Source organism: Streptomyces sp. NPDC047108, from assembly GCF_040643575.1.
Lineage (GTDB): Bacteria > Actinomycetota > Actinomycetes > Streptomycetales > Streptomycetaceae > Streptomyces.
In genome coordinates this window covers 213576-234911 of the sequence record NZ_JBEYUP010000004.1, presented here as the reverse complement: position 1 = coordinate 234911, position 21336 = coordinate 213576, and the positions used below count along the sequence as shown (strand labels likewise).

General features: G+C 73.4%; 19 protein-coding genes. 7 read left to right on the top strand and 12 right to left on the bottom strand.

What is annotated here, in order from left to right; translation table 11 throughout:
* The first annotated feature begins 4 nt into the window (after window positions 1-4).
* The gene (locus tag ABZ822_RS12245; protein WP_360851028.1) at window positions 5-388 is read left to right on the top strand and encodes a metalloregulator ArsR/SmtB family transcription factor; all 384 of its coding nucleotides are present in this window, start codon (window positions 5-7) and stop codon (window positions 386-388) included.
* Entirely contained in the window at window positions 385-1275 is an 891-nt protein-coding gene (locus tag ABZ822_RS12240; RefSeq protein ID WP_360851025.1) for an SRPBCC family protein, read from the top strand. The genes ABZ822_RS12245 and ABZ822_RS12240 overlap by 4 nt, the downstream gene beginning before the upstream one ends.
* 155 nt (window positions 1276-1430) lie before the next feature.
* Here the strand turns inward: ABZ822_RS12240 and ABZ822_RS12235 are convergent, their stop codons facing one another.
* The gene (locus tag ABZ822_RS12235; protein ID WP_360851022.1) at window positions 1431-2888 is read right to left on the bottom strand and encodes a PLP-dependent aminotransferase family protein; all 1458 of its coding nucleotides are present in this window, start codon (window positions 2886-2888) and stop codon (window positions 1431-1433) included.
* On the opposite strand from ABZ822_RS12235, the gene ABZ822_RS12230 reads away from it, so the two are divergent.
* A complete protein-coding gene (locus ABZ822_RS12230) occupies window positions 2887-3909 on the top strand; it encodes a DMT family transporter (RefSeq protein ID WP_360851019.1) in 1023 nt (340 codons plus the stop codon). The two genes, ABZ822_RS12235 and ABZ822_RS12230, sit on opposite strands and share 2 nt — an antisense overlap.
* Before the next feature lie 140 nt (window positions 3910-4049).
* Window positions 4050-4256: a DUF1918 domain-containing protein gene (locus ABZ822_RS12225; RefSeq protein WP_360851016.1), complete on the top strand. Its 207-nt coding sequence runs from the start codon at window positions 4050-4052 to the stop codon at window positions 4254-4256.
* Between the two features lie 124 nt (window positions 4257-4380).
* On the opposite strand, the gene ABZ822_RS12220 is transcribed toward ABZ822_RS12225, so the two are convergent.
* The gene (locus ABZ822_RS12220; protein WP_360851013.1) at window positions 4381-5631 is read right to left on the bottom strand and encodes a family 10 glycosylhydrolase; all 1251 of its coding nucleotides are present in this window, start codon (window positions 5629-5631) and stop codon (window positions 4381-4383) included.
* Between the two features lie 129 nt (window positions 5632-5760).
* Here ABZ822_RS12220 and ABZ822_RS12215 point away from each other — a divergent pair, with 129 nt between their 5' ends.
* Entirely contained in the window at window positions 5761-6621 is an 861-nt protein-coding gene (locus tag ABZ822_RS12215; protein ID WP_360851010.1) for a 3-hydroxybutyryl-CoA dehydrogenase, read from the top strand.
* A gap of 333 nt (window positions 6622-6954) precedes the next feature.
* The gene (locus tag ABZ822_RS12210; protein ID WP_360851007.1) at window positions 6955-10026 is read left to right on the top strand and encodes an AAA family ATPase; all 3072 of its coding nucleotides are present in this window, start codon (window positions 6955-6957) and stop codon (window positions 10024-10026) included.
* A 311-nt stretch (window positions 10027-10337) separates the two neighbouring features.
* Here the strand turns inward: ABZ822_RS12210 and ABZ822_RS12205 are convergent, their stop codons facing one another.
* From ABZ822_RS12205 to infC, 8 genes are all read right to left on the bottom strand, one after another.
* Window positions 10338-11012, bottom strand: a complete 675-nt coding sequence (locus tag ABZ822_RS12205) for a hypothetical protein (RefSeq protein ID WP_360851004.1) — start codon at window positions 11010-11012, stop codon at window positions 10338-10340.
* Between the two features lie 252 nt (window positions 11013-11264).
* Window positions 11265-13823: a phenylalanine--tRNA ligase subunit beta gene (pheT, locus tag ABZ822_RS12200; RefSeq protein ID WP_360851001.1), complete on the bottom strand. Its 2559-nt coding sequence runs from the start codon at window positions 13821-13823 to the stop codon at window positions 11265-11267.
* Window positions 13823-14944: a phenylalanine--tRNA ligase subunit alpha gene (pheS, locus tag ABZ822_RS12195; RefSeq protein ID WP_360850998.1), complete on the bottom strand. Its 1122-nt coding sequence runs from the start codon at window positions 14942-14944 to the stop codon at window positions 13823-13825. The genes pheT and pheS overlap by 1 nt, the downstream gene beginning before the upstream one ends.
* A gap of 124 nt (window positions 14945-15068) precedes the next feature.
* Window positions 15069-16217: an ATP-binding protein gene (locus tag ABZ822_RS12190; RefSeq protein WP_360850995.1), complete on the bottom strand. Its 1149-nt coding sequence runs from the start codon at window positions 16215-16217 to the stop codon at window positions 15069-15071.
* A gap of 40 nt (window positions 16218-16257) precedes the next feature.
* Complete coding sequence (locus ABZ822_RS12185; protein WP_360850992.1) at window positions 16258-17112, bottom strand: RNA methyltransferase; 855 nt, start codon at window positions 17110-17112, stop codon at window positions 16258-16260.
* A 157-nt stretch (window positions 17113-17269) separates the two neighbouring features.
* The gene (rplT, locus tag ABZ822_RS12180; RefSeq protein ID WP_055470307.1) at window positions 17270-17653 is read right to left on the bottom strand and encodes a 50S ribosomal protein L20; all 384 of its coding nucleotides are present in this window, start codon (window positions 17651-17653) and stop codon (window positions 17270-17272) included.
* A gap of 98 nt (window positions 17654-17751) precedes the next feature.
* Window positions 17752-17946: a 50S ribosomal protein L35 gene (gene rpmI / locus ABZ822_RS12175; RefSeq protein ID WP_360850989.1), complete on the bottom strand. Its 195-nt coding sequence runs from the start codon at window positions 17944-17946 to the stop codon at window positions 17752-17754.
* 124 nt (window positions 17947-18070) lie between these two features.
* A complete protein-coding gene (gene infC / locus ABZ822_RS12170; protein WP_360851457.1) occupies window positions 18071-18709 on the bottom strand; it encodes a translation initiation factor IF-3 in 639 nt (212 codons plus the stop codon).
* A gap of 447 nt (window positions 18710-19156) precedes the next feature.
* Here infC and ABZ822_RS12165 point away from each other — a divergent pair, with 447 nt between their 5' ends.
* Complete coding sequence (locus ABZ822_RS12165) at window positions 19157-19474, top strand: DUF1844 domain-containing protein (protein ID WP_360851454.1); 318 nt, start codon at window positions 19157-19159, stop codon at window positions 19472-19474.
* A 99-nt stretch (window positions 19475-19573) separates the two neighbouring features.
* On the opposite strand, the gene ABZ822_RS12160 is transcribed toward ABZ822_RS12165, so the two are convergent.
* Window positions 19574-20389, bottom strand: a complete 816-nt coding sequence (locus ABZ822_RS12160) for an MIP family channel protein (protein ID WP_360851451.1) — start codon at window positions 20387-20389, stop codon at window positions 19574-19576.
* Between the two features lie 96 nt (window positions 20390-20485).
* Window positions 20486-21244 carry an SseB family protein gene (locus ABZ822_RS12155; RefSeq protein ID WP_360850986.1) on the bottom strand — a complete coding sequence of 253 codons (759 nt, stop codon included), beginning with the start codon at window positions 21242-21244 and terminating at the stop codon, window positions 20486-20488.
* Between the last annotated feature and the right edge of the window lie 92 nt (window positions 21245-21336).

The window sequence follows — 21336 nt, the reverse complement described above, 5'->3', positions numbered from 1 at the left end:
GCATGTGTCCATACCTTTCGACGTGCTCGCGGAGCCGGCCCGCCGGCGGATCCTCGATCTGCTGCTGGAGCGCCCCCGCCTGGTCGGTGAGCTGACCGGCCACCTCGGGATCAGCCAGCCCGGCACCTCCAAGCATCTGCGCGTGCTGCGCGAGGCCGGCCTCGTCCACGTCCGCCGGGACGCCCAGCGGCGGTGGTACGAGCTGCGCCCGGAGCCCCTGGCCGAGGTCGACGCCTGGCTCGCGCCGTACCGGCGTCTGTGGGAGCAGCGGCTCGACGCCCTCGAACGGCACCTCGACACCATGCCGGACGCCGCCCCGCCCGGCTCCGCACCCGGCTCCGGCCCCGTGCCGGACGAGCCCGGGACCGATCCGAAGGAACCGTCATGAACGAGACGCTGACCACGGCGGACGGCCGCCCCGTCCTGCGCATCGAGCGGATGCTGGCCCATCCGCGGGAGAAGGTCTGGCGGGCCGTCACCGAGCCGGAGCACCTCAGCCGGTGGTACCCGTTCCGGGCCACGAAGCTGGAACTGCGCCTGGGCGGGAAGATCCGCTTCGACGACGGTGCGGGCATGACGCTGGACGCCGTCGTCACCGAGCTGGACCCGCCGCGCCTGTTCGCCTTCAGCACCCGCGCCCCGGCGGAGATGCCCCGCGAGAGCGACGACCTGATCCGCTTCGAGCTGTCCCCCGAGGGCACCGGCTGCCGTCTGGTGTTCACCCATGTCTTCGACGACCGCTACGCCGCGGCGAGTTACGCGAGCGGTTGGCAGGTCTGCCTCGACGCCTTCGAAGCCGTGGTGGACGACCGGCCCGTCGAGCCCGGCTACCCGGTGCCCTCGCTGCACGACGCGTACGTCGAGAAGTTCGGCCTGGACGGCGGGGTGTACTCGGACACCGTGGACGGCTGGGTGGTCCGCTTCGAGCGCCAGCTCACCCAGCCCGCCGAGCGGGTCTGGGCCCTGCTCGCGGACGGGGACGGCCTCGGGGCAGGAGGAACGGTGCCGCCCGGGTTCACCCACGGCAAGGTCGACGCGGGCACCGTCACCTCGGTCGAAGAGCCCGAACTGCTGGAATACGCCTGGGAGTCGGGCGGACGTACGGTGGGACGGGTCCGCTGGGAGCTGACGCCCGGCACGGGTCACGGCGCCCGGCTCGTCCTCACGCAGACCGGACCAGCCGGCCTCACGGCGGAGCGGCACACCGCGCTCCGGGCGTGGAAGCGCCGCATCGCCCGCCTGGCGGAGGATCTGCGCGCCCTGCCGCGGGCCTGAACGCCCGTCGCCGGATGCGCCGTTGTGCAGTTGTGCAGTTGTGCAGTTGTGCAGTTGTGCAGTTGTGCAGTTGTGCAGTTGTGCAGTTGTGTGAGGGTGCCTCACGGACCGGGGACCGGGCCGCCGGTAGCCGTGTTTCCGGACCGCCGCCTCGCTCAGCGGATGATCGCCTCGTCGCACGCGGTCCTCAACCGCCGTACGCCCTCGGCGATCTCGGCCTCACCCGCCACGCCCGCGAAGCTCAACCGCAGGTGCGGGGCGGGCGGTTCGGCGGCGAAGTACGGGCGCCCGGTGGCGACCGCGACGCCCGCGCGCAGCCCGGCGGTGGTCAGCGCGTCCTCGTCGGTGCCCTCCGGCAGCCGCAGCCAGAGGTGGTAGCCGCCGGAGGGCACGTGCGCGAGGGCCAGTTCGGGGAGCTCGCGCCGTACCGCGGTCGCCATCGCGTCGCGCCGCGCCCGCAACTCCGCCCGGACCGTGCGCAGATGGCGCGGCCAGGCGGGCGCGCCGACGAGTTCGAGGGCGGTCTCCTGGAGGGGGCGGGGGACGAAGAAGCTGTCGACGACCTGGATCGCGCGCAGCCTGCTGAGGACGGGGCCGCGCGCGGCCAGGGCGCCGACCCGCAGGCTGGGCGAGGTGATCTTGGTCAGTGAGCGGAGGTGGACGACGACCCCGTCGGGGTCCTCCGCGGCCAGCGGCGGCGGCAGTTCACCCGCGTCGTCGTGGCCGAGCCACCGCGCGAAGTCGTCCTCCACCACGAACGCGCCCGCTTCGCGCGCGGCCCGCAGGACCTCGCTCCGGCGGTGCGGGGCGAGCGCGGCCCCGGTCGGGTTCTGGAAGAGGGGCTGACAGACGAAGACCCGTGCCCCGGTCGCACGGAAGGCGGCGGCCAGCAGCTCGGTCCGTACGCCCTCGGCGTCCGCCGGGACCGGCACCGGGCGCAGCCCCGAGGCACGCGCGACCGCGAGCATCCCGGGGTAGGTGGGCGACTCGACGAGCACGGCGGCGCCCGGCGGGGCGAGCGCGCGCAGCGCCGTGGTGAGGGCGCTCTGGCCGCCCGCGGTGATCAGGACCTCGGAGGCGCCCACGTGACCGGCGGGTCCGCCGATCTCGCGGGCGAACCACGCGCGCAGCTCCGCCAGGCCCTCCATCGGCGGGCGGCCCCAGGCACCGGGACGCCGTCCGGCCCGGGCGAGGGCCGCGGCCATGGCCCGTTCCGGCTGGAGAGCGGGGTGCAGATAGCCGCCGTTGAACTCGATCACACCGGTCGGCGGTGCGGCGAGCGTGGCCAGCACCCCGGAGGCGTCGACCGTACGGGGAATGGGCTCCCCGGAGGCGGAGGCCGACTCGGCGCTGAGGAACAGCTCTTGCCAGGAGGTGTCGCCCGGCTCCGGCGTACCGCGGCGAGGCTCGGCGCGGAAGGCGCCGGCGCCGGGCCGGGTGACGACGAGCCCCTCGCCCGCGAGCACGGCCAGGGCACGCGTGACGGTCACCGGGCTGACGCGGTAGCGCTCCACCAGAGCCCGGCTCGACGGCAGCTTCTCCCCATGCGAGTAGCGGTCCAGCTCTTTCCGCAGAGTTTCCGCCAGCTCACCCACACTGCTACGCTCTTGCATGAGAGCACAGGATAGCGCTATCGAGACGGTGACGGTAGCGGCAGGTAGCGAAACCGCCGCCGTGGCCGGGCAGCCCCCGACGGCCGGGCAGACCGCCGCGACCGGCCCCGCGACCGGCCTCGCGGGCCCCGCGGCCGGAGCCGGGCAGACGCCGCACGGCACCCACGCCGCGGGCGGCACCCTCCTCGCCGCTCTCGCCGTCGCCGCCTTCTCCCTCACCTTCCCCGCCACCGCGTGGGCGCTGGAGGGTCTCGGCCCCTGGACCGTGACCACGTCCCGTATCGTCCTGGCCGCCCTCATCGCCGGCGCCTGCCTGCTCGCCCGCCGCGTCCCGGTCCCCCACCGCCGCCACTGGGCCGGGCTGCTCGTCGTCGCCGCCGGCGTCGTGGTCGGCTTCCCCCTGCTGACGACACTGGCGCTGCAGACGTCCACCACCTCCCACGCGGCGGTGGTCGTCGGGCTGCTCCCGCTGACCACCGCCGCGTACTCCGCGATCCGTACGGGGTCACGGCCGTCGCCGACCTTCTGGGCCGCCGCACTCGCCGGGGCCGCGGTCGTGATCGTCTTCGCGCTGCTGCAGAGCGGCGGGGCCCCGACGACCGGCGATCTCTATCTGTTCGGCGCGCTGCTGATCTGCGCCGCCGGCTACGCCGAGGGCGGCCGCCTCGCACGCCACCTGCCGGGCTGGCAGGTCATCGGCTGGGCGCTCGTGGCCTGCTTCCCGGCCGCGCTCGCCGGTGCCGTGTTCGCGGTGCTCGCCGAGCCCGTGGACCTCACCGGGCACGCGGTGGCCGGGATCCTCTGGCTCGCCGCGGGCTCGCAGTTCCTCGGGCTGCTCATCTGGTACCGGGGCATGGCCGCGATCGGCGTGACGCGGGCCAGCCAGCTCCAGCTCGCCCAGCCCCTCCTGACGCTCGTCTGGTCGGTCCTGCTGCTGGGCGAGCACCTCACACCCGCCGCCCCGCTGACGGCCGCGGCCGTGCTCGTCTGCATCGCGGTCACCCAGCGGGCTCGCTCCTGACAGCGGACGGGGCCGCGGCCTGGCCCGCGGGGAGGGGTGCGGGAAGCGGCTCCCGCCCTAGAATTGACGGACGGAGCACCACACTGTGGGACAAGAGGCGCAGCACCCTGAGCAGCACCCCTGAGCGGAGGTCACCGCAGATGGAAGCGAAGAAAGGCGACAGCCTGCTCGTCCACGGCAGGACGGTCGGGCACCACGACCGCATGGCCAAGATCGTCGAAGTCATGGGGGACCACGGCGAACCGCCGTACCGGATCCGCTTCGAGGACGACGGCAAGGAGTGCGTGGTGTCCCCCGGCCCCGACGCGGTCGTACGGCACCCGGGTGACACCAGCCCCGGACGCTGACGCGGCCCAGGGCCCGGCCCCTGCCCAGCAGGACGGGCCCGTCCTCCGGCCCGTGTCCGCCAGGCGGATCCGTCCGGCGGACACCACCCGTCGAACCCCTCGGTGACCGACCCGCCCCGCGTGCTCAGCGCGGCGGGCGCACCGGCGTCGGATAGTGGTCGGCGACCACCTGGGCCATGGCCCCGTTGCGGTCGGCGGCCACTTCCTTCGCCGAGAAGAACGCGTTGCCGCGCACCTGCGGCCAGTTGCGGTCGAACGTCAGGTGGCGGGACAGCTCGGCGGGATCCTGCCAGGGCGCGGGCTGCGCCGGATCGCCCGCCTTGTAGAGGGCCTCGCCGACGAAGAGATCCACACCGGTCCCGTCGACGACGCCCGACCACCACGGCACGAGCTTCGCGTAGTCGGCGGCGGCGAAGCCGATGTTCCAGTAGACCTGCGGCACGATGTAGTCGATCCAGCGCTTGCGGACCCAGCCACGGGTGTCGGCGTGGAGGTCGTCGTAGGTCTGCACCCCGGCCTGGGTGTCCGAGCCCTCGGGGTCGGTGGTCCGGTTGCGCCACACCCCGAAGGGGCTTATCCCGAACCGCGCGCGCGGCTTGAGCTTCTTGATGCGCAGGGCGGTCTCGCGGACGAGGCGGTCGGTGTTGTCGCGGCGCCAGGCGGCCCGGTCGGGGAAGCCCGCGCCGTACGCCTCCCAGGCCGCGTCGTCGTCGAAGACCTGACCGGCGACCGGATAGGGATAGAAGTAGTCGTCCCAGTGCACGGCATCGATCGGGTAGCGCCGCAGGGCGTCCAGCATCGCGTCCTGGACGAAGCGCCGGACCTCGGGGAGCCCGGGGTTGTAGTAGAGCTTGCCGCCGTAGGGCACCACCCACTCCGGGTGGAGCCGCGCGGGGTGCGTGGGCACCAGCAGGGACGGGTCGGCGTGGTTGGCGATCCGGTACGGGTTGAACCAGGCGTGCAGCTCCAGCCCGCGCCGGTGGGCCTCGCGCACCGCGAAGCCGAGCGGGTCCCAGCCCGGATCCTCGCCCTGCCGTCCGGTGAGGTACTGGCTCCACGGCTCGTACGGGGAGGGCCAGAGCGCGTCGGCCGTCGGCCGCACCTGGAAGATCACGGCGTTGAGATGACGCCGCACCGCGGTGTCGAGGAAGCCGACCAGTTCGGCCTGCTGCCGTTCCGCGGGCAGCCCGGGCTTCGAGGGCCAGTCGCGGTTGGCGACGGTCGCGAGCCACATGCCGCGGAACTGCCGCCCGGGCCGGCGGATCACGCCCGCATCCCCCTCGGGCGCGTACGCGACGGCGTCCCCGGCCGTCAGCAGCCCGGACAACGTGCCCGCCGCCCCGGCAGCGAACCCTCTGCGTGAGATATGCCTCATGACGCGCCCCCTCCGAGCCGGGAAGTCCCGCCCTACGAACCCAGCATGCCCGCCCCGGGGCCCTCGGCACCCGCCCGTGCGGAGTAACGTCTGGGGCTGAAGCCGAAGAAGATCAGCGAAAGGGTCGATGTGACCGACATCGAACGCGTCGGAGTGGTGGGCTGCGGCCAGATGGGCGCGGGTATCGCGGAGGTGTGTGCCCGTTCCGGACTGGAGGTCATGGTCGCCGAGACCACAGGCGAGGCCTTGGAGATCGGCCGTACCCGGCTGACGAACTCCCTCGCCAGGGCGGCGAAGCGCGGCAAGATCACCGAGCAGGAACGCGACGCGACGATGGACCGGCTGAGCTTCACCACGGACCTGGGGGAGTTCGCCGACCGGGACCTGGTCGTCGAGGCCGTCGTCGAGAACGAGCAGGTCAAGACCGAGATCTTCCAGATCCTCGACCAGGTCGTGACCCGGCAGGACGCCATACTCGCGTCCAACACCTCTTCCATCCCGCTGGTCAAGCTGGCCGTGGCCACCTCCCGGCCGGACCAGGTCATCGGCGTCCACTTCTTCAACCCGGCCCCGGTGCAGCGGCTCGTCGAGCTGATCCCGGCGCTGACGACGTCCGACGAGACCATCGCCCGGGCGGAGAAGCTGGTCGCGGACCTGCTCGGCAAGCACGCGATCCGGGCGCAGGACCGCTCCGGCTTCGTGGTCAACGCCCTGCTGATCCCGTATCTGCTCTCCGCGATCCGGATGTTCGAGTCGGGCATCGCGAGCCGTGAGGACATCGACAACGGCATGGAGCTGGGCTGCGCCCACCCGATGGGCCCGCTCAAGCTCGCCGACCTCATCGGCCTGGACACCGTCGCGTCGGTCGCCGACTCGATGTACGAGGAGTACAAGGAGCCGCTGTACGCCGCTCCCCCGCTGCTGCAGCGCATGGTCGACGCGGGGCGCCTGGGCCGCAAGACGGGCTCGGGGTTCTACGTCTACGACTGACGGCGTCCCGGGGGCTGCGGCTGCCGGGGGCGGTCTCCGGGTTCCGGGGGCGGTCCCCGAGGTGGCTTCCGGGTTCCGGGGGCGGTTTCCAGGGGCGGTTTCCGGGGGCGGTTTCCGGGGGCGGTTTCCGGGGGCGGTTTCCGGGGGCGGTTTCCGGGGGCGGTTTCCGGGGGCGGTGCGGCTGCGGCCGCAGCCGCGATACGGCCGTACCTGAAGCAGTCCAGGGCGCCCGGATCCGGCGATTCCGCAACAACTCATCAATGGTCTGGCAAACGGGGCAACCGCGCTCTTCGCGCTGTCGTCTGGCTCTCCGGAAGACGGAGGTAACGCCGGATGAGCAGCAGGCATCCCACGGACGGTTCGGGCCGTGCCCACCCGGGCCACGCCGCGCCGGGCGGGGCCCGTCCCGCCGGCGCGGACTGGCCGGTCGTCGGGCGCGCGGAGGAGCTGGCGCGCCTCGATGCCGTGGCCGCGGAGGTCCCGGCCACCGGCCCCCGGGTGGTGCAGCTCGACGGACGTGCGGGCAGCGGCCGGTCGGCGCTGCTGCACACCTGGCTCGACCGCGTCCAGGGGTTCCGGGTGCTGCGCGTGCGCTGCCGGGAACTGGAGCGCGACTTCGCCTTCGGCACCGTACGGAGGCTGTTCCGTCCGCTCTTCGACCAGCCTGCGGGCGGCGAGAGCCGGTCGCTGCTGGAGGAGGCGGAGGAAGCCGCCCTGGAGCTGCTGGCCCCCGGGGCCGGGGCACCCGGCGGGACGGGACCCGGCCCTGAGGCGGCTCAGGCCCTGTACGGTCTGGATGCCCTCGTCTCCCGTCTGTCCCGGGCCCGGCCGCTGCTCCTTGCGATCGACGATCTGCAGTGGATCGACCCACCGTCGCTCCGCTGGCTGGTGGGCCTGGTCCACCGGGCCGAGACCCGGCCGATCCTGGTCGCCGTGACCACGCGCGACAGCGACCGGGCCGCCACCGGCCACCTCTACAACGAGCTCGTCCATCCCTCGGTGTGCCACAGTCTCGTCCTGCACCCGCTCGGCCCCGACAGTGTCGAGCAGCTCGTCGCCGAGGTCTTCGGCGTACCGGATCCGGATCCGTCGTTCTGCGCGGCCTGCCACGCGGCGACCGACGGCCATCCGCTGTTCCTGCGGGCGCTGCTGTGCGACGCGCGGGGCAGCGGTGTGCGCCCGACGCGCGAGGACCGGGACCGGATCCGTACCTTCCAACTCCCCGCCCTCGCACGGGAGATCAGGCACCGGCTCGGCCAGGGAACGGGCGACACGGCTCAGCTGGCCCGCGGGCTGGCGATGCTGGGCGACCGCAAGCCGGCGGCGCTGCTCGCGGCGTACTGCGGTACGGGCGAGGCCGTGATCAGGTCTGCGGCGGCGCGGCTGCAGGCGTCGGGGCTGCTGCGCGACGGCGAGGACATGCGCTTCGTCCATCCCGTCGTACGGGATGTGGTGCTCGCGGAGTGGACACCGCAGGAGGTCGGCGAGGCCCATGCGCGGGCGGCCCGTGTCCTGCACCTCAGCGGAGGCCGCGAGGAGGAGGTGGCGGCGCACCTGCTGGCCGCGGGCCCGGTACAGGGGCGGTGGGCCCTTCCGGTGCTGCGCCGCGCGGCCGACGACGCGCTGCGCCGGGGCGCCGCCGAGACCGCGGTGACGTATCTGCGCCACGCCGTGCACCAGCCGGACGAGGGCGCGGAAACGGCGCGGGTCCTGCTGGACCTGGCCACCGCGGCGGGGTACTACGACCCCGCGCTGGCGGTGTCGTACGGCACGACGGCCCTGGAGTGCCTGACCGACGACGCGGCCCGGAGCGAGGCGGTGGGCGTCCTGACGTTCGCGCATCTGCTGGCGCGCGGTGGGCACGGGCAGGCGCCGGCGCCGGGCCGGCTGGCGAAGGAGCTACGGACGCTGGCGGAATCGACGTCCCTGCCCCGCGAATCCCGGCTCCGGATACGGGCGTTGAGCTGGTGGCTGGCGTTCGAGCACCCCTCGGTACGGCCTGCCGTTCCGCTCACCAGGGACACGGACACGGGCGCGGACACGGACACGGACACGGGCAGGGACACGGGCGCGGACACGGACACGGGCGCGGACAGGGACGCGGCGGACGGCCGCGGGCGCGGGCATCTCCCGGCCGCGGGGGCCCGCGGCCGGGAGACCGAGCCCGCGGGCGTCACACCGGCGGAGCGCCAACTGCTGGCGATCCGGGCCTTCGACACGCTGCGCGCGGCCGAACCCGCCGCCTACGTGGCGGAGTTGACGGACCGTGCCTCGGTGAACCTGCCCACCTTCTCCCCCGACCTGTTCCCCCTGCACTACACCGTCGCCCAGTCCCTGCTCCATCTGGACCGTCTCGACGAGGCGGACGCGCTCTGCGACCGGCTCATGCGGGAGACCGCGGGGCAGGGCATGGCGCTGATGGGATCCTCGCTCCTCGTCTACCGGGCGGGGATCGCGCTCTGCCGGGGCGATGTCGACCACGCCGCGGCCGCCGCCCGTGCGGCGTACGAACGGACCAGGTCGGACGGTGAACTCCCGTTCAGGACAGCCCTGGACGCCATCATGATCGACGCGCACGTCGAACGCGGGGACCTCACCGCCGCCGACCGCATCGCGGGCGCCCATGCCGCCGCGGACCCCGCCGAGGTCTCGTGGGAGTGGCCGCGCTTCCTGATGAGCCTGTCGTCCCTGCGCTCGGCGCAGGGCGACACCCGGGCCGGGCTGTCGCTGGCGCTCCAGGCGGGGCGGCACTGGGAGGCGGCGGGCACCGTCAACCCGGTGTTCGGCCCGTGGCGTTCACGCGCCGCCCGTGCCCTGCTCACCATGGGCGCGCCCGGGGATGCGCAGGCCCTGATCGACCGCGAGCTGGACCTCGCCCGGCGGGCGGGGATCCCCCGCGCCCTCGGTGTGGCCCTGCGCGGCGCGGGACTGGCCACCGGCGGCCGGCGCGGCCTGGAGCAACTGTCCGAGGCGGTCGGAGTGCTCGACGGCACACCGGCAGACCTCGAACTCGCCCGCACCCTCCACGCGTACGGGGGTGCGCTGCTCGCCCGGGAGGACAGGAAGGGAGCACGGACCGCTCTGCGGCGCGGCCTGGACCTGGCCGTCCGCTCGGGTGCCGCGCTGCTGGCCGAGCGCGTGCAGAAGCGACTGCTCGAGGCCGGAGGACGCGGTTCGTACCGGTCGCCGAAGGACGCCTCGCCGCTGACGGCCGGTGAGGAGCGGGTGGCTTCGCTGGCCGTACAGGGGCTGAGCAACAAGGAGATCGCGGCGCGACTCCATGTGTCCCTGCGGACGGTGGAGACCCATCTGACGGGCGCCTACCGCAAGTTGCGCATCCCCGGTCGCTCCGCGCTCGGGCGCGCGATGGGCGACATGGCGGCGCGCCGCGACCCGCGGACCTGACAGCGGGCGCCTGGCTGACCGCGCCCCGCGGGCCCGACCGCGATCCGCGGGGCCCGACCGCCGGCTGACCACGCCCCGGGGGCCCGAACCGCGGGCTTCCGACTGCCGGGCCGGAACGTACGCGGCTGCGTGGCGCCCGGCCCACGGCCGGTGCCGGAGACCCACAGCCGGTGCCGGAGACCCACGCCCGGTGCCGGAGGCCCAGGGGCCAACCACAGCCCCACCAGGACGCGTTGAGGTACGGGTCGGACACCGACGACGTCACGGCTCCTGGGGCCCGGCCGTGCATCCGCGCAGAACGGCCGCCCCGCTCAGCCGTGCAGAGGTACGCGGGCGCCACCCCCGGCGCCGATGCCGCGCACCGCCGGCAGCAGCACCGTGCGGTGAGCGTGGAGCCCGGCGGCCGCTGCCGAGTCGGACGCGGCGACGACCGTCGTCCCCGCCTCGGCGACCCGGCGCAGCCGGGACCAGACCCGGTGGCAGCCGGTGGCGTCGAGCCCCTCGTCGGCGGCATCCACGACGACCGCGTCCGGCCGGCCGGCGACGGCCAGAGCCAGCGCGACGACCAACTGGTCGGCCGCGGACAGGTGTTCGTACCGCGTGTGAGGCGACGGGCCGTGCTCTGCCCCGCCGTGCGCGGATCCCTCGGCCGCCACCAGGCCGGTGACGGCGAGAGCGTCCTCATCCGCTCCGGCGAGCAGATCCGCGAGACGGGCCTGCGGGTCGGGCGCCTCCGGACCCCGGCGGTGCACCACGGTGATCCGGTGCCCCTCCCCCGCCTCCTCGGCGGCGTCCCGCGGCCAGGGCCGCTCCGCGAGCGCCGTCAGCAGCGCCGTACGCATCGGGCCCGACGAGCCGATGACGGCGAGGAGTTCGCAGCGTGGAGCGCGCCGCGGGGCTTCGTCGACGACTGCGGACGCGGAACCCTGCGGTCCGGTGCCGTCGCCGGTCCGGTACGCCGGACGGCGTGATGTCGCTGCGGCCATGGCTGCCCTCTCCTCCGCGTGGGCGGTACGGGCCTACATCTACCAATCACCTCAGCTCGAAGGGGTGCGGCGCTCCGGTGATCACCCTTCCCTCACCCGTGTGCCCGGTGTGCGCGTGGCATCGGACGCCCCCCAACTGCCCGCATCCGCACGCCGATCCACACCCCCCGGGGTGGTGAGGCGATGACACAGGGGCGCCTCCGGTCGTCCGGGGGCGCCCCTGTGGTCGTGCGCGCGCGGTGCGCGGGCCGTCTACGCTCCGCGGAGCGTGGCACCCGCCCGTTCGGCCGCGGCGGCCACGGCCGCGTCACGCGCCGCGGTGGCCTCGTCGACCGTGAGCGTACGGTCCGGGGCGCGGAAGCGCAGCGCGTACGCCAGCGACTTCTTGCCCTCGCCGATCTGCTCACCGGTGAAGACGTCGAACAGCCGCAGCGACTCCAGGAGTTCACCCGCGCCCTCGTGCAGCGCGGCCTCGACATCGGACGCCGCGACGCCGGCGTCCACCACGAGCGCGACGTCCTGCGTGGCGACCGGGAAGGTGGAGACGTACGGCGCCTGCACCGGTCCGGCGATCGCGCCCTCCAGGCGGTCCAGGTCCAGCTCCATCGCGCAGGTGCGCTCCGGGACGCCCAGGGCCTTGACCACCCGCGGGTGCAACTCGCCCGCGTGGCCGACGAGTTGGGTCTCGCCATCGGCGGTCCGCACATGGAGCCCGGCGCAGCGTCCGGGGTGCCAGGGCCCGTACTGGGCCTTGCGCACGACGAGGTCCACCCCGGCCTCGCGGGCGACCGCACGGGCCGCCTCGACGGCGTCCGCCCAGTCGGACGGGCGGCCCTTGCCCCACCAGCCGGCCTGCTCGCGGGCGCCGGCGAGGGCGACCGCGACGTGCCGCGGCTGACCGGGCAGCGCCGCGTCCAGCTCGGCGATCTGCTCCTCCGCGGGGCGCCGGTCGACGGCGGGGATCGCCGCGCGGCCCGGCTTCTCACCGGCGCGGAAGACGAGCCCGGTCTCGAAGAGCGCCAGATCGTGCGCGCCGCGCCCGTGGTTGCGCCGCAGCGCGGCGAGCAGCCCCGGCAGCAGCGTCGTACGGAGCGCGGGCTCCTCGTCCGACAGCGGGTTGACGAGCTTCACGACCCGGCGGCTCGGGTCGTCGGCGTCGAGCCCGAGCTGGTCGAAGACCGCCTCGCTGATGAACGGGTAGTTCAGCGCCTCGACGTAACCCGACCCGGACAGCACACGCCCGACCCGGCGGTGCAGCCGCTGCCGCTCGGTCAGGCCGCGCCCGGCGGGCGGCCGCGGCAGCGTCGACGGCAGGTTCTCGTAGCCCTCGAGCCGGATGACCTCCTCCGCGAGATCGTTGGGGTCGCGGAGGTCGGGGCGCCAGCTCGGCGGCGTGACGAGGAGCGCGTCCTGCCCGGCGACGTCGCAGCCCACCTCCTGGAGGCGGCGGACGACCGTCTCCCGCCCGTAGCGGACGCCCGCGACGCGGTCGGGGTGGTCCGCGGGGATGGTGATGGTCCTGGGCTCGGCCGGGGTGACGACCTGGGTGACGCCCGCCTCGGCGGTACCGCCCGCGAGGAGCACCAGCAGATCGGCCGTCCGCTGCGCGGCCGCGGCCGCCGCCTCCGGGTCGACGCCGCGCTCGAAGCGCCGGGACGCCTCGGAGGACAGCTTGTGGCGGCGGGACGTACGGGCGATGGCGACCGGGTCGAAGTGCGCGGCCTCGATCACGACGTCGGTCGTGCCCTGCGCCTCGCCCGTCTCCGGGTCGGTGGCGGTGTCGGCGATCTCGGTGTTCGCACCGCCCATGACGCCCGCGAGCCCGATGGGCCCGGAGTTGTCGGTGATCACCAAGTCCTCGCGGTCCAGGGCGCGGTGGGCCCCGTCCAGCGTGGTGAACTTCTCGCCCTGGATCGCGCGGCGCACCCCGATCGGCCCGTCGATCCGGGACCGGTCGTAGGCGTGCAGCGGCTGACCGAGCTCCAGCATCACGTAGTTGGTGATGTCGACGGCCAGCGAGATCGGCCGCATCCCGGCCTTCTGCAGCCGGCGCTGCAACCAGATCGGGGAGCGCGCCTCCGGGTCGAGCCCCGTGACCGTACGAGCGGTGAAGCGGTCGCAGCCCTGCGGGTCCTCGATCTTGACCCGGTAGCCGTACTCGTTGGGCGCCGGGACGTCGAGCAGTGCGGGGTCGCGCAGCGGCAGCCGGTAGGCGGTGGACACCTCACGGGCCACACCGCGCATCGACAGGCAGTAGCCGCGGTCGGGGGTGACGGCGATGTCGAGGACCTCGTCGACCAGTTCCAGCAGCTCGATCGCGTCCGTGCCGACCTCGTGCTCGGGCGGGAGGACGATGATCCCGTCGTGATCCTCGGAGATACCCAGCTCGGAGGCCGAGCAGATCATGCCCTCGGAGGTCCTGCCGTAGGTCTTGCGCGCGGAGATCTTGAAGTCACCGGCCAGGACGGCGCCGGGCAGCACGACGACGACCTTGTCGCCGACGGCGAAGTTCCGGGCGCCGCACACGATGTTCTGCGGCTCGCCCGTGCCTCCCCCAGAGCCTCCGGCCTGGGAGGTGCCCCCAGCGGGACCGACGTCGACCGTGCAGAAGCGGATGGGCTTCTTGAACCCCTCCAACTCCTCGATGGTGAGCACCTGTCCGACGACCAGGGGGCCCTTGAGCCCGCCGCCGAGCTGCTCGACGGTCTCGACCTCGAGCCCGGCGTCCACGAGTTTGGCCTGTACGTCACGTCCGGTCTCACCGGCCGGCAGGTCGACGTACTCCCGCAGCCAGGAAAGCGGGACCCGCATCAGATCTCCATCCCGAAAGGCCGGGTGAAGCGCACGTCACCCTCGACCATGTCTCGCATGTCATCGACGTTGTGGCGGAACATCAGCATCCGTTCGATGCCGAACCCGAAGGCGAATCCGCTGTACTTCTTCGGGTCCACGCCGCAGGCGGTCAGCACCCGCGGGTTGACCATGCCGCAGCCGCCCAGCTCGATCCAGCCCTCGCTGTTGCACGTGCGGCAGGGGCGGTCGGGGTCGCCCACCGACGCGCCGCGGCAGACGTAGCACTCCATGTCCATCTCGGCGGACGGCTCGGTGAAGGGGAAGAAGTTCGGCCGCAGCCGGGTCTTCGTGCCTTCGCCGAAGAGCGCCTGGACCATGTGGTCGAGGGTGCCCTTGAGGTCGGCCATGGTCAGGCCCTCGTCGACGGCGAGCAGCTCGACCTGGTGGAAGACCGGGGTGTGGGTGGCGTCCAGCTCGTCCGTACGGAAGACCCGGCCGGGGCACACCACGTAGACGGGCGGCTCGCGGTCGAGCAACGAGCGGATCTGGACCGGGGAGGTGTGGGTGCGCAGCACGACACCGGAGTCCGCCTCCGGGTCGGGGCCCTGGACGAAGAAGGTGTCCTGCATGGCGCGCGCCGGGTGGTCCGGCGGAAAGTTCAGGGCGTCGAAGTTGAACCACTCGGCCTCGGCCTCGGGGCCCTCGGCGACCTCGTAGCCCATGGCCACGAAGACGTCCTCGATGCGCTCCATCAGCGTGGTCAGCGGGTGGCGGGCGCCGGCGGGAGTGCGGTCGTACGGCAGCGTGACGTCCACCGCCTCCTCGACCAGCACACGCTCGTCGCGCTCCGCCTCCAGCTCCTCCTGGCGCGCCTTGAGGGCCTTGCCCACCTCGGCGCGGGCGCCGCCGACGCGCTTGCCCGCGTCCGCCTTGGCGTGCGGCGGCAGGGCGCCGATCTCGCGGTTGGCGAGGGCGAGCGGCGAGCGGTCGCCGGCATGGGCGACCTTCACCTCGCGCAGGGCCTCGAGACCGTCGGCGGCGGCGATGGCGGCCAGCGCCTCGTCCCGCATGCGAGCGATCTCTTCCGGTTTCAGTGCCTCGACCTCGACAGGGTCGTACGACTTATTGGGTGCCGACATCTCTTCCCGTGTTTCCGATAGCTGCTGGCGCGGCCCGCGCTCGGTGGCAGGGCGGCCGAACTGGCCGAAGGTGCCAAAGGTCGAGTCTACGGGGCGCGAGGGGCCCGGGGCGCCCGCGGGCGCCTCAGGCCAAGAAGGCCGGGGTGCCCACGGGCAACGTAAATCGGAACTGGGCGCCGCCGCCGGGTGCCCGGCCGACCTCGATCGTGCCGCCGTGGGCCTCGACGATGCCCTTGACGATGTAGAGGCCCAGGCCGGTGCCGCCGCGCTTGCTGCCCCGCCAGAAGCGGGTGAAGACGCGGTCCATCGACTCCTCGGGGATGCCGGGGCCCTCGTCTCTCACGGTGACGGCAGTTCCTTCCGTGTCCTGGGCGGTGGGTGCCACCTCAATGGTGACCTTTCCCTCGCCGTGGCGCACGGCGTTTTCCAGGAGGTTGCCCAGCACCTGGTCGACCTTGTCGGGGTCGGCCCACAGGTCGGGCAGCGGATGCGGCACGTCGACGAGGAACCGCTCCGGGTCGTGTCCGGCGCCCGTCAGCCCGGTCACGTGCCGCCGGACGGCCGCGACCATGTCGACACGCTGGCGGCGGACCTCCAGACGGCCGGAGTCGATACGGGAGATGTCCAGCAGTTCGGCGATGAGCCGGGTGATGCGGCCCGCGTCGGCGTCGACGGTCTCCAGCATCAGCCGCTTCTGGTCGTCGGTGAACCGCTCCCACTTGGCGAGCAGCGTCGCCGTGAAGCCCTTGACGGAGGTCAGCGGGGACCGCAGCTCGTGCGCGACGGTGGCGATCAGCTCGGCGTGGCTGCGCTCGGTCCTGCGGCGGGCCTCGGTGCCGCGGAGGGAGACCACCAGCCGCTGGAGGGGGCCGGTCGGGCGGCTGCGCACGTACCGGGCGGAGACCAGGACCTCGCGGCCGCCGGGCAGGAGCAGATTGCGCTCCGGCTGCCCGGCGCGGATGGCCAGCCCGCCGTACGGGTCGGTGAGGGTCCACCAGCGGCGGCCCTTCAGATCCTCCAGCGGCAGCGCGCGCTCCACCGGCAGGCCGAGCATGTCCTCGGCGCGGCGGGCGGTGATCCGGGCGGCGGCGGCGTTGAAGCAGACGACGCGGCCGGTCTCGTCGGCGACGACCAGTCCGTCGGGGAGGTCGTCCGGGTGCAGTCCGGGCCCGGCGAACCCGTGGTCCGGGGCGGCGGCGCCGTGGTCCCGGGAGGCGTGGCCGTCACGGGCTCCGGCGCCCCGCGTGCACTGCCCGGACGTTCCGGTGTCCATGTCACCCCACCCCCTCGCGGCCCCCGGGGCGGCAACATTACTAGCTCTGGGTTACGGAGCGGCACCCTCCGGAAGCACGCTGCGCACGAGCCGAGGCGTAGAGGCATACGGCGGCGGCCGTCGCCAAGTTCAGCGATTCGGCCTGTCCGTGGATGGGAACGCGGACGACCTCGTCCGCCAGCGCCCGGGTCTCCTCCGGCAGGCCCCACGCCTCGTTCCCGAAGATCCAGGCGGTGGGGCGTCCGAGGACGCCCTCGTCGAGCTCCGTGTCGAGGTCGCGCGTGCCCGCGCCGTCCGCGGCCACGACGCGTACGCCCGCGCCTCGCAGGCCGTCGACCACGTCCGGGGCGGGGACGCCGACGGCGACGGGGAGGTGGAAGAGGCTGCCGACGGAGGCTCGTACGGCCTTGGGGTTGTAGACGTCCACGGAGGCGTCGGTGAGGACGACGGCGTCGGCGCCGGCGGCGTCGGCGCAGCGCAGCACGGTCCCGGCGTTCCCCGGGTCGCGGACATGGGCCAGGACGGCGACGAGCCGGGGCCTGGCGTCGAGGATCTCCGCGAAGGGCAGGTCGAGGAAGCGGCAGACGCCGACGAGCCCCTGCGGGGTGACGGTCGTCGAGATGTCGGCGATCACCGCGTCCTCCGCGAGGTGGACGCGGGCTCCGCGGGCGCGGGCGGCGGAGACGATGTCCGCGTACCGCTCGGCGGCCTCGGCGGTGGTGAACAGCTCGGTCAGCGTGGGCTCGTCACCGCTGCCGTGCCCGATGGCCTCCCGTACCGCCTGCGGCCCCTCGGCGAGGAACCGGCGCTCCTTGCCGCGGAAGTTCCGGCGGGCGAGCCGCCTGGCGGCGGCCACCCTCGGGGATCGCGGGGAGATCGGCTCGGGGGCGGCCATGCATCACCTTCGGTGGTCTCTCGGGTTACGGGGCGGAACGACGTACGGGCGCGGGGCTCGCGGTCGCGGGCCGGGCGGCGCGGGCTTCCGGACATGCGCGGACCCGCAGGCCGTCGCGGTCCTGCGGGTCCGTATCAGCTCTCGGGCAGCCGGTCGGTCAGGCGGCCTTCGGCGCGTTGACGTCGCTCGGCAGCGCCTTCTGCGCGACCTCGACGAGCGCCGCGAACGCGGTGGCGTCGTTGACCGCGAGCTCGGCCAGGATCTTGCGGTCCACCTCGATGTTGGCGGCCTTCAGACCCTGGATGAAGCGGTTGTAGGTGATGCCGTTGGCACGGGCAGCGGCGTTGATCCGCTGGATCCAGAGCTGACGGAAGTCGCCCTTGCGCTTCTTGCGGTCGTTGTAGTTGTAGACGAGGGAGTGGGTGACCTGCTCCTTCGCCTTGCGGTACAGGCGGGACCGCTGGCCACGGTAGCCGCTGGCCTGCTCGAGGATCGCCCGGCGCTTCTTGTGGGCGTTGACTGCCCGCTTGACGCGTGCCACTTGTTAACTCCTTGTACGGGGCCGCGGTGAGACTCACACGGCCCGGGTCGAATGGGTCCCGGTCTTGAGAGGCCGCCCCGTGCGCCGGGGCGTCCACCTCACTTGCCGAGAAGCTTCTTGATCTTCTTGGCGTCACCCGGGGCCATCTCGGCGTTGCCGGTGAGGCGACGCGTCAGGCGGGACGACTTGTGCTCGAGCAGGTGGCGCTTGCCCGCGCGCTCGCGCAGGACCTTGCCGGAGCCGGTGACCTTGAAGCGCTTCCTGGCACCGCTGTGCGTCTTGTTCTTCGGCATGGCGCCTAACTCTCCTCGTCGGTGGCGCTCCCTGTCCGGTGAAACCGGCACGCGGAAGCGTCAGTTGTTCGTTCGGTGTCCGGAGCGGGGCTCCGGGATCGGAGCGGGTGCTCCGAGGTCACGCCTAGGCGGTTTCCTGAGTGTCCTCGGGAGCGGTCCTGCCCTCGACGCGTTCTGCCTTGCGGGCGGCGGCGGCCTCGCGGGCTTCTGCCATCGCCTCGGTCTTCTTCTTGTGCGGACCGAGGACCATGATCATGTTTCGGCCGTCCTGCTTCGGGTTGGACTCCACGAAGCCGAGCTCCTGGACGTCCTCCGCGAGCCTCTGCAGAAGCCGGTAGCCCAGCTCGGGCCGGCTCTGCTCGCGGCCGCGGAACATGATCGTGATCTTGACCTTGTCGCCCTGCTTGAGGAACCGGACGACGTGACCCTTCTTGGTGTCGTAGTCGTGCGGGTCGATCTTCGGCCGGAGCTTCATCTCCTTGATGACCGTGTGCGCCTGGTTCTTGCGCGCCTCACGGGCCTTCATGGCCGACTCGTACTTGAACTTCCCGTAGTCCATGAGCTTGCACACCGGAGGGCGGGCGTTGGCCGCCACCTCGACGAGGTCGAGGTCGTACTCCTGGGCGAGCTCCAGTGCCTTGGCAAGCGGCACGATGCCGACCTGCTCGCCACTGGGACCGACGAGTCGCACCTCGGGGACTCGGATCCGGTCGTTGATGCGGGGCTCGGCGCTGATGGGGCCTCCTCGGTTGCACCACGCGATTGCCTGGCGGACAGCCGCGTAACGTCTGTTTTCTGTGGACCCCGCCCGCAAGACGCACAAACGCCCCGAACGGACACAGGCGGGGGCTCCTCGATCAACCGGGAGCACCACCACGCTATTCCGCGGGGCGCATCGAGCGACGAGGCATCGTCCCTGGCGGGACCATGAACGCCGCTTGACCGGTGACCCGCCGACCCGAGGGCCGGCCAGGTGGGAGATCGGAGCCTCCACTTGCGGGCCGGGCACAGGCGTGTCCGGCCGGTCAAGGCTCAAGCATACCAGCGTCCGGGGGGCCCACCACCCACCCGTCCGTGGCCATAGGCTGGGGGCTGCCGTCGAGTCGAAAGAAGTCCGAGAGCCATGAGCGACGCCACCCCGCAGCAGCCGTCACCCCAGCCGGAGGGCGGCACCCCCGGCCCCCAGGGGCAGGGCCCCGACTTCGACACGATGACACGCGACATCGCGGACGTCCCCGCCGTCGAGGTGATCACCACGGTCGCCGTGCACCTGATGAGCGCCGCCGCGGTGAACCTCGGGCTGGCCGAGGACGGCGAGCAGGACAAGGACCTCGACGAGGCGCGGAAGCTGATCACCGCGCTGGCCGGTCTGGTCACGGCGAGCGCGACGGAGGTCGGCTCGTACCACGCCTCTCCGCTGCGGGACGGGCTGAAGTCGCTCCAACTGGCCTTCCGTGAGGCGTCCGTGGTGCCGGACGAGCCCGGCAAGGGCCCGGGCGAGCAGTTCACCGGCCCTGTCTACGGCTGACCGCTTTCGGTCCGCGGCGTTCCGTCCCCCGCTGACGTGGCGCCGCGGCCGTACCGCGGTAGGGCCGCGGCGCCACGTCGGCGGATCGCGCCCCGCCCGCTACGCCTGAGGCTTCGGCTTCCCCGGCGCCGCACCGCCGGCCGCCGCGTCCGCCTCCGGAGCCGCGCCCCCGGCCGGGGGCGCGGCCGCCGCCTCACCCGACGGCCCACCTTCGGCCGGTCGGGTGAGCCCGAGCGTCTCGCCGCCGTGGGTGACGGCGTGGACGAGCGCGGCGATCACACCGCCGACGAGGGGTGCGATCAGGAAGAGCCACACCTGGGACAGGGGCGCCGAACCCGCGAAGATCGCCGGGCCGAGGCTGCGTACGGGGTTCACGGACGCGCCCGTGAGCGGGACGCCGATGAGCTGGACGAGAGCCAGGGTCAGGCCGATCGGCAGTGCCGCGAACCCGATGAGCACCAGGTCACGGGTCACCGCCAGATAGATGTAGACCAGCAGGAACGTCATCAGGATCTCCGCGACGAAGGCGCCGAAGATGTTGATCCCGAGCGCCGACCGGTAGCCGTAGCCGTTGGTGCCGAAGGCGCCGCTGACCTCGAGTCCGGGCACCTGCTTGGCCACGAGGAGGAGCAGAGCGGCACCGACGATGGCGCCGAGGAGCTGCGCGATCCAGTACTCCACCGCCTTGCGGACGCTCAGGCGCTTGGCCATCAGCATGCCCAGGGTGACCGCCGGGTTGAGGTGGCAGCCGGAGATCGGCCCGAGCGCGTAGGCGAGCCCGAGGAGCACGAAACCGAAGGCCAGCGCGATGCCGACGGTGCCGATGTACTCGGCACCGAGGACGGCGGAGCCGACACCGAAGAACACGAGCAGCAGGGTCCCCAGGAACTCGGATACGACCGTGCGCGCATCGATCCCGCCGGGCAGCCCCACCGTGCGTGTCGTCGTGTCCATCTCGCCCTCCTCGCAAAGATCATTCAGGTTCTTTGCATTGTGGGGCGATTCAGGACATCACGCCTGCCGGACGAAGAGAGGTTCCCCCGGGATCGCGGTGTCCGGAGGCAGCAGCGCCATGTCGAGTCCGCGGACGAGACGGGCCCTCAGAACGGTGTCGGCGGCGAGAGCCGAGGCGAGGCGCCGCGCGACGTCCGGGGCGGGTGACCCGGCGGCGAGGGCCAGGGCGAGGGTCCCGTCGGCGTCACCGCCGGGCGCGAGATGGGCGCGGACCACGGCGGGCTCCTCCGCCACCACGGCCCGTACCGCCTCGGCGACCGCCGGATCGGCCAGCGGGTCGGTGTCCGTACGGCCTTCGGCGAGGGCGAGCAGGGCAGGTCCCGTCAGTTCGTACGGCACGGGCCCGGCGAGGTCGAGGACGACGGTGTCGGCCTTCTCATGGGCGGCGGCCTGCAGCGCCTGGTGCAGGGGGACGGCCACGGGCCGGGCCTCGGGGTCCCAGCGCGCCAGGGAGGCGGTGGAGGTGAAGGCGGGCAGCGCCCGCCGGCCGCCGGGGCCCTTGAGGGTGGGTACGGCCATGTCGCTGTTCTTCTCGCGGCGCAGCGGCTTTCCCGTACCGGAGGGGGCTTCGACCGTCTCCACCTCGCCGAGGAGGGCGACCACCGGCACGAGCAGCCGGGCGCCGGCCAGGGCTGAGAGCACACGCGGCTCGGCGGCGCGGTCCTCTCCGTACGCGGCGAGGGCCTCGGCCAGGCGGGGGTCGGCCGAGCCGTCGTCGTCGGGGAAGCCGGAGTCGGGGATGTTCTTGAGCGCCACGGACCGAGGGTATCCGGCGGGCCGGGGACGACTGCGCCCGGCCGGGGGCGGAGGCTGTCTCCAGCGGGCGACGGGCCTCCCCCGTGGGCGGC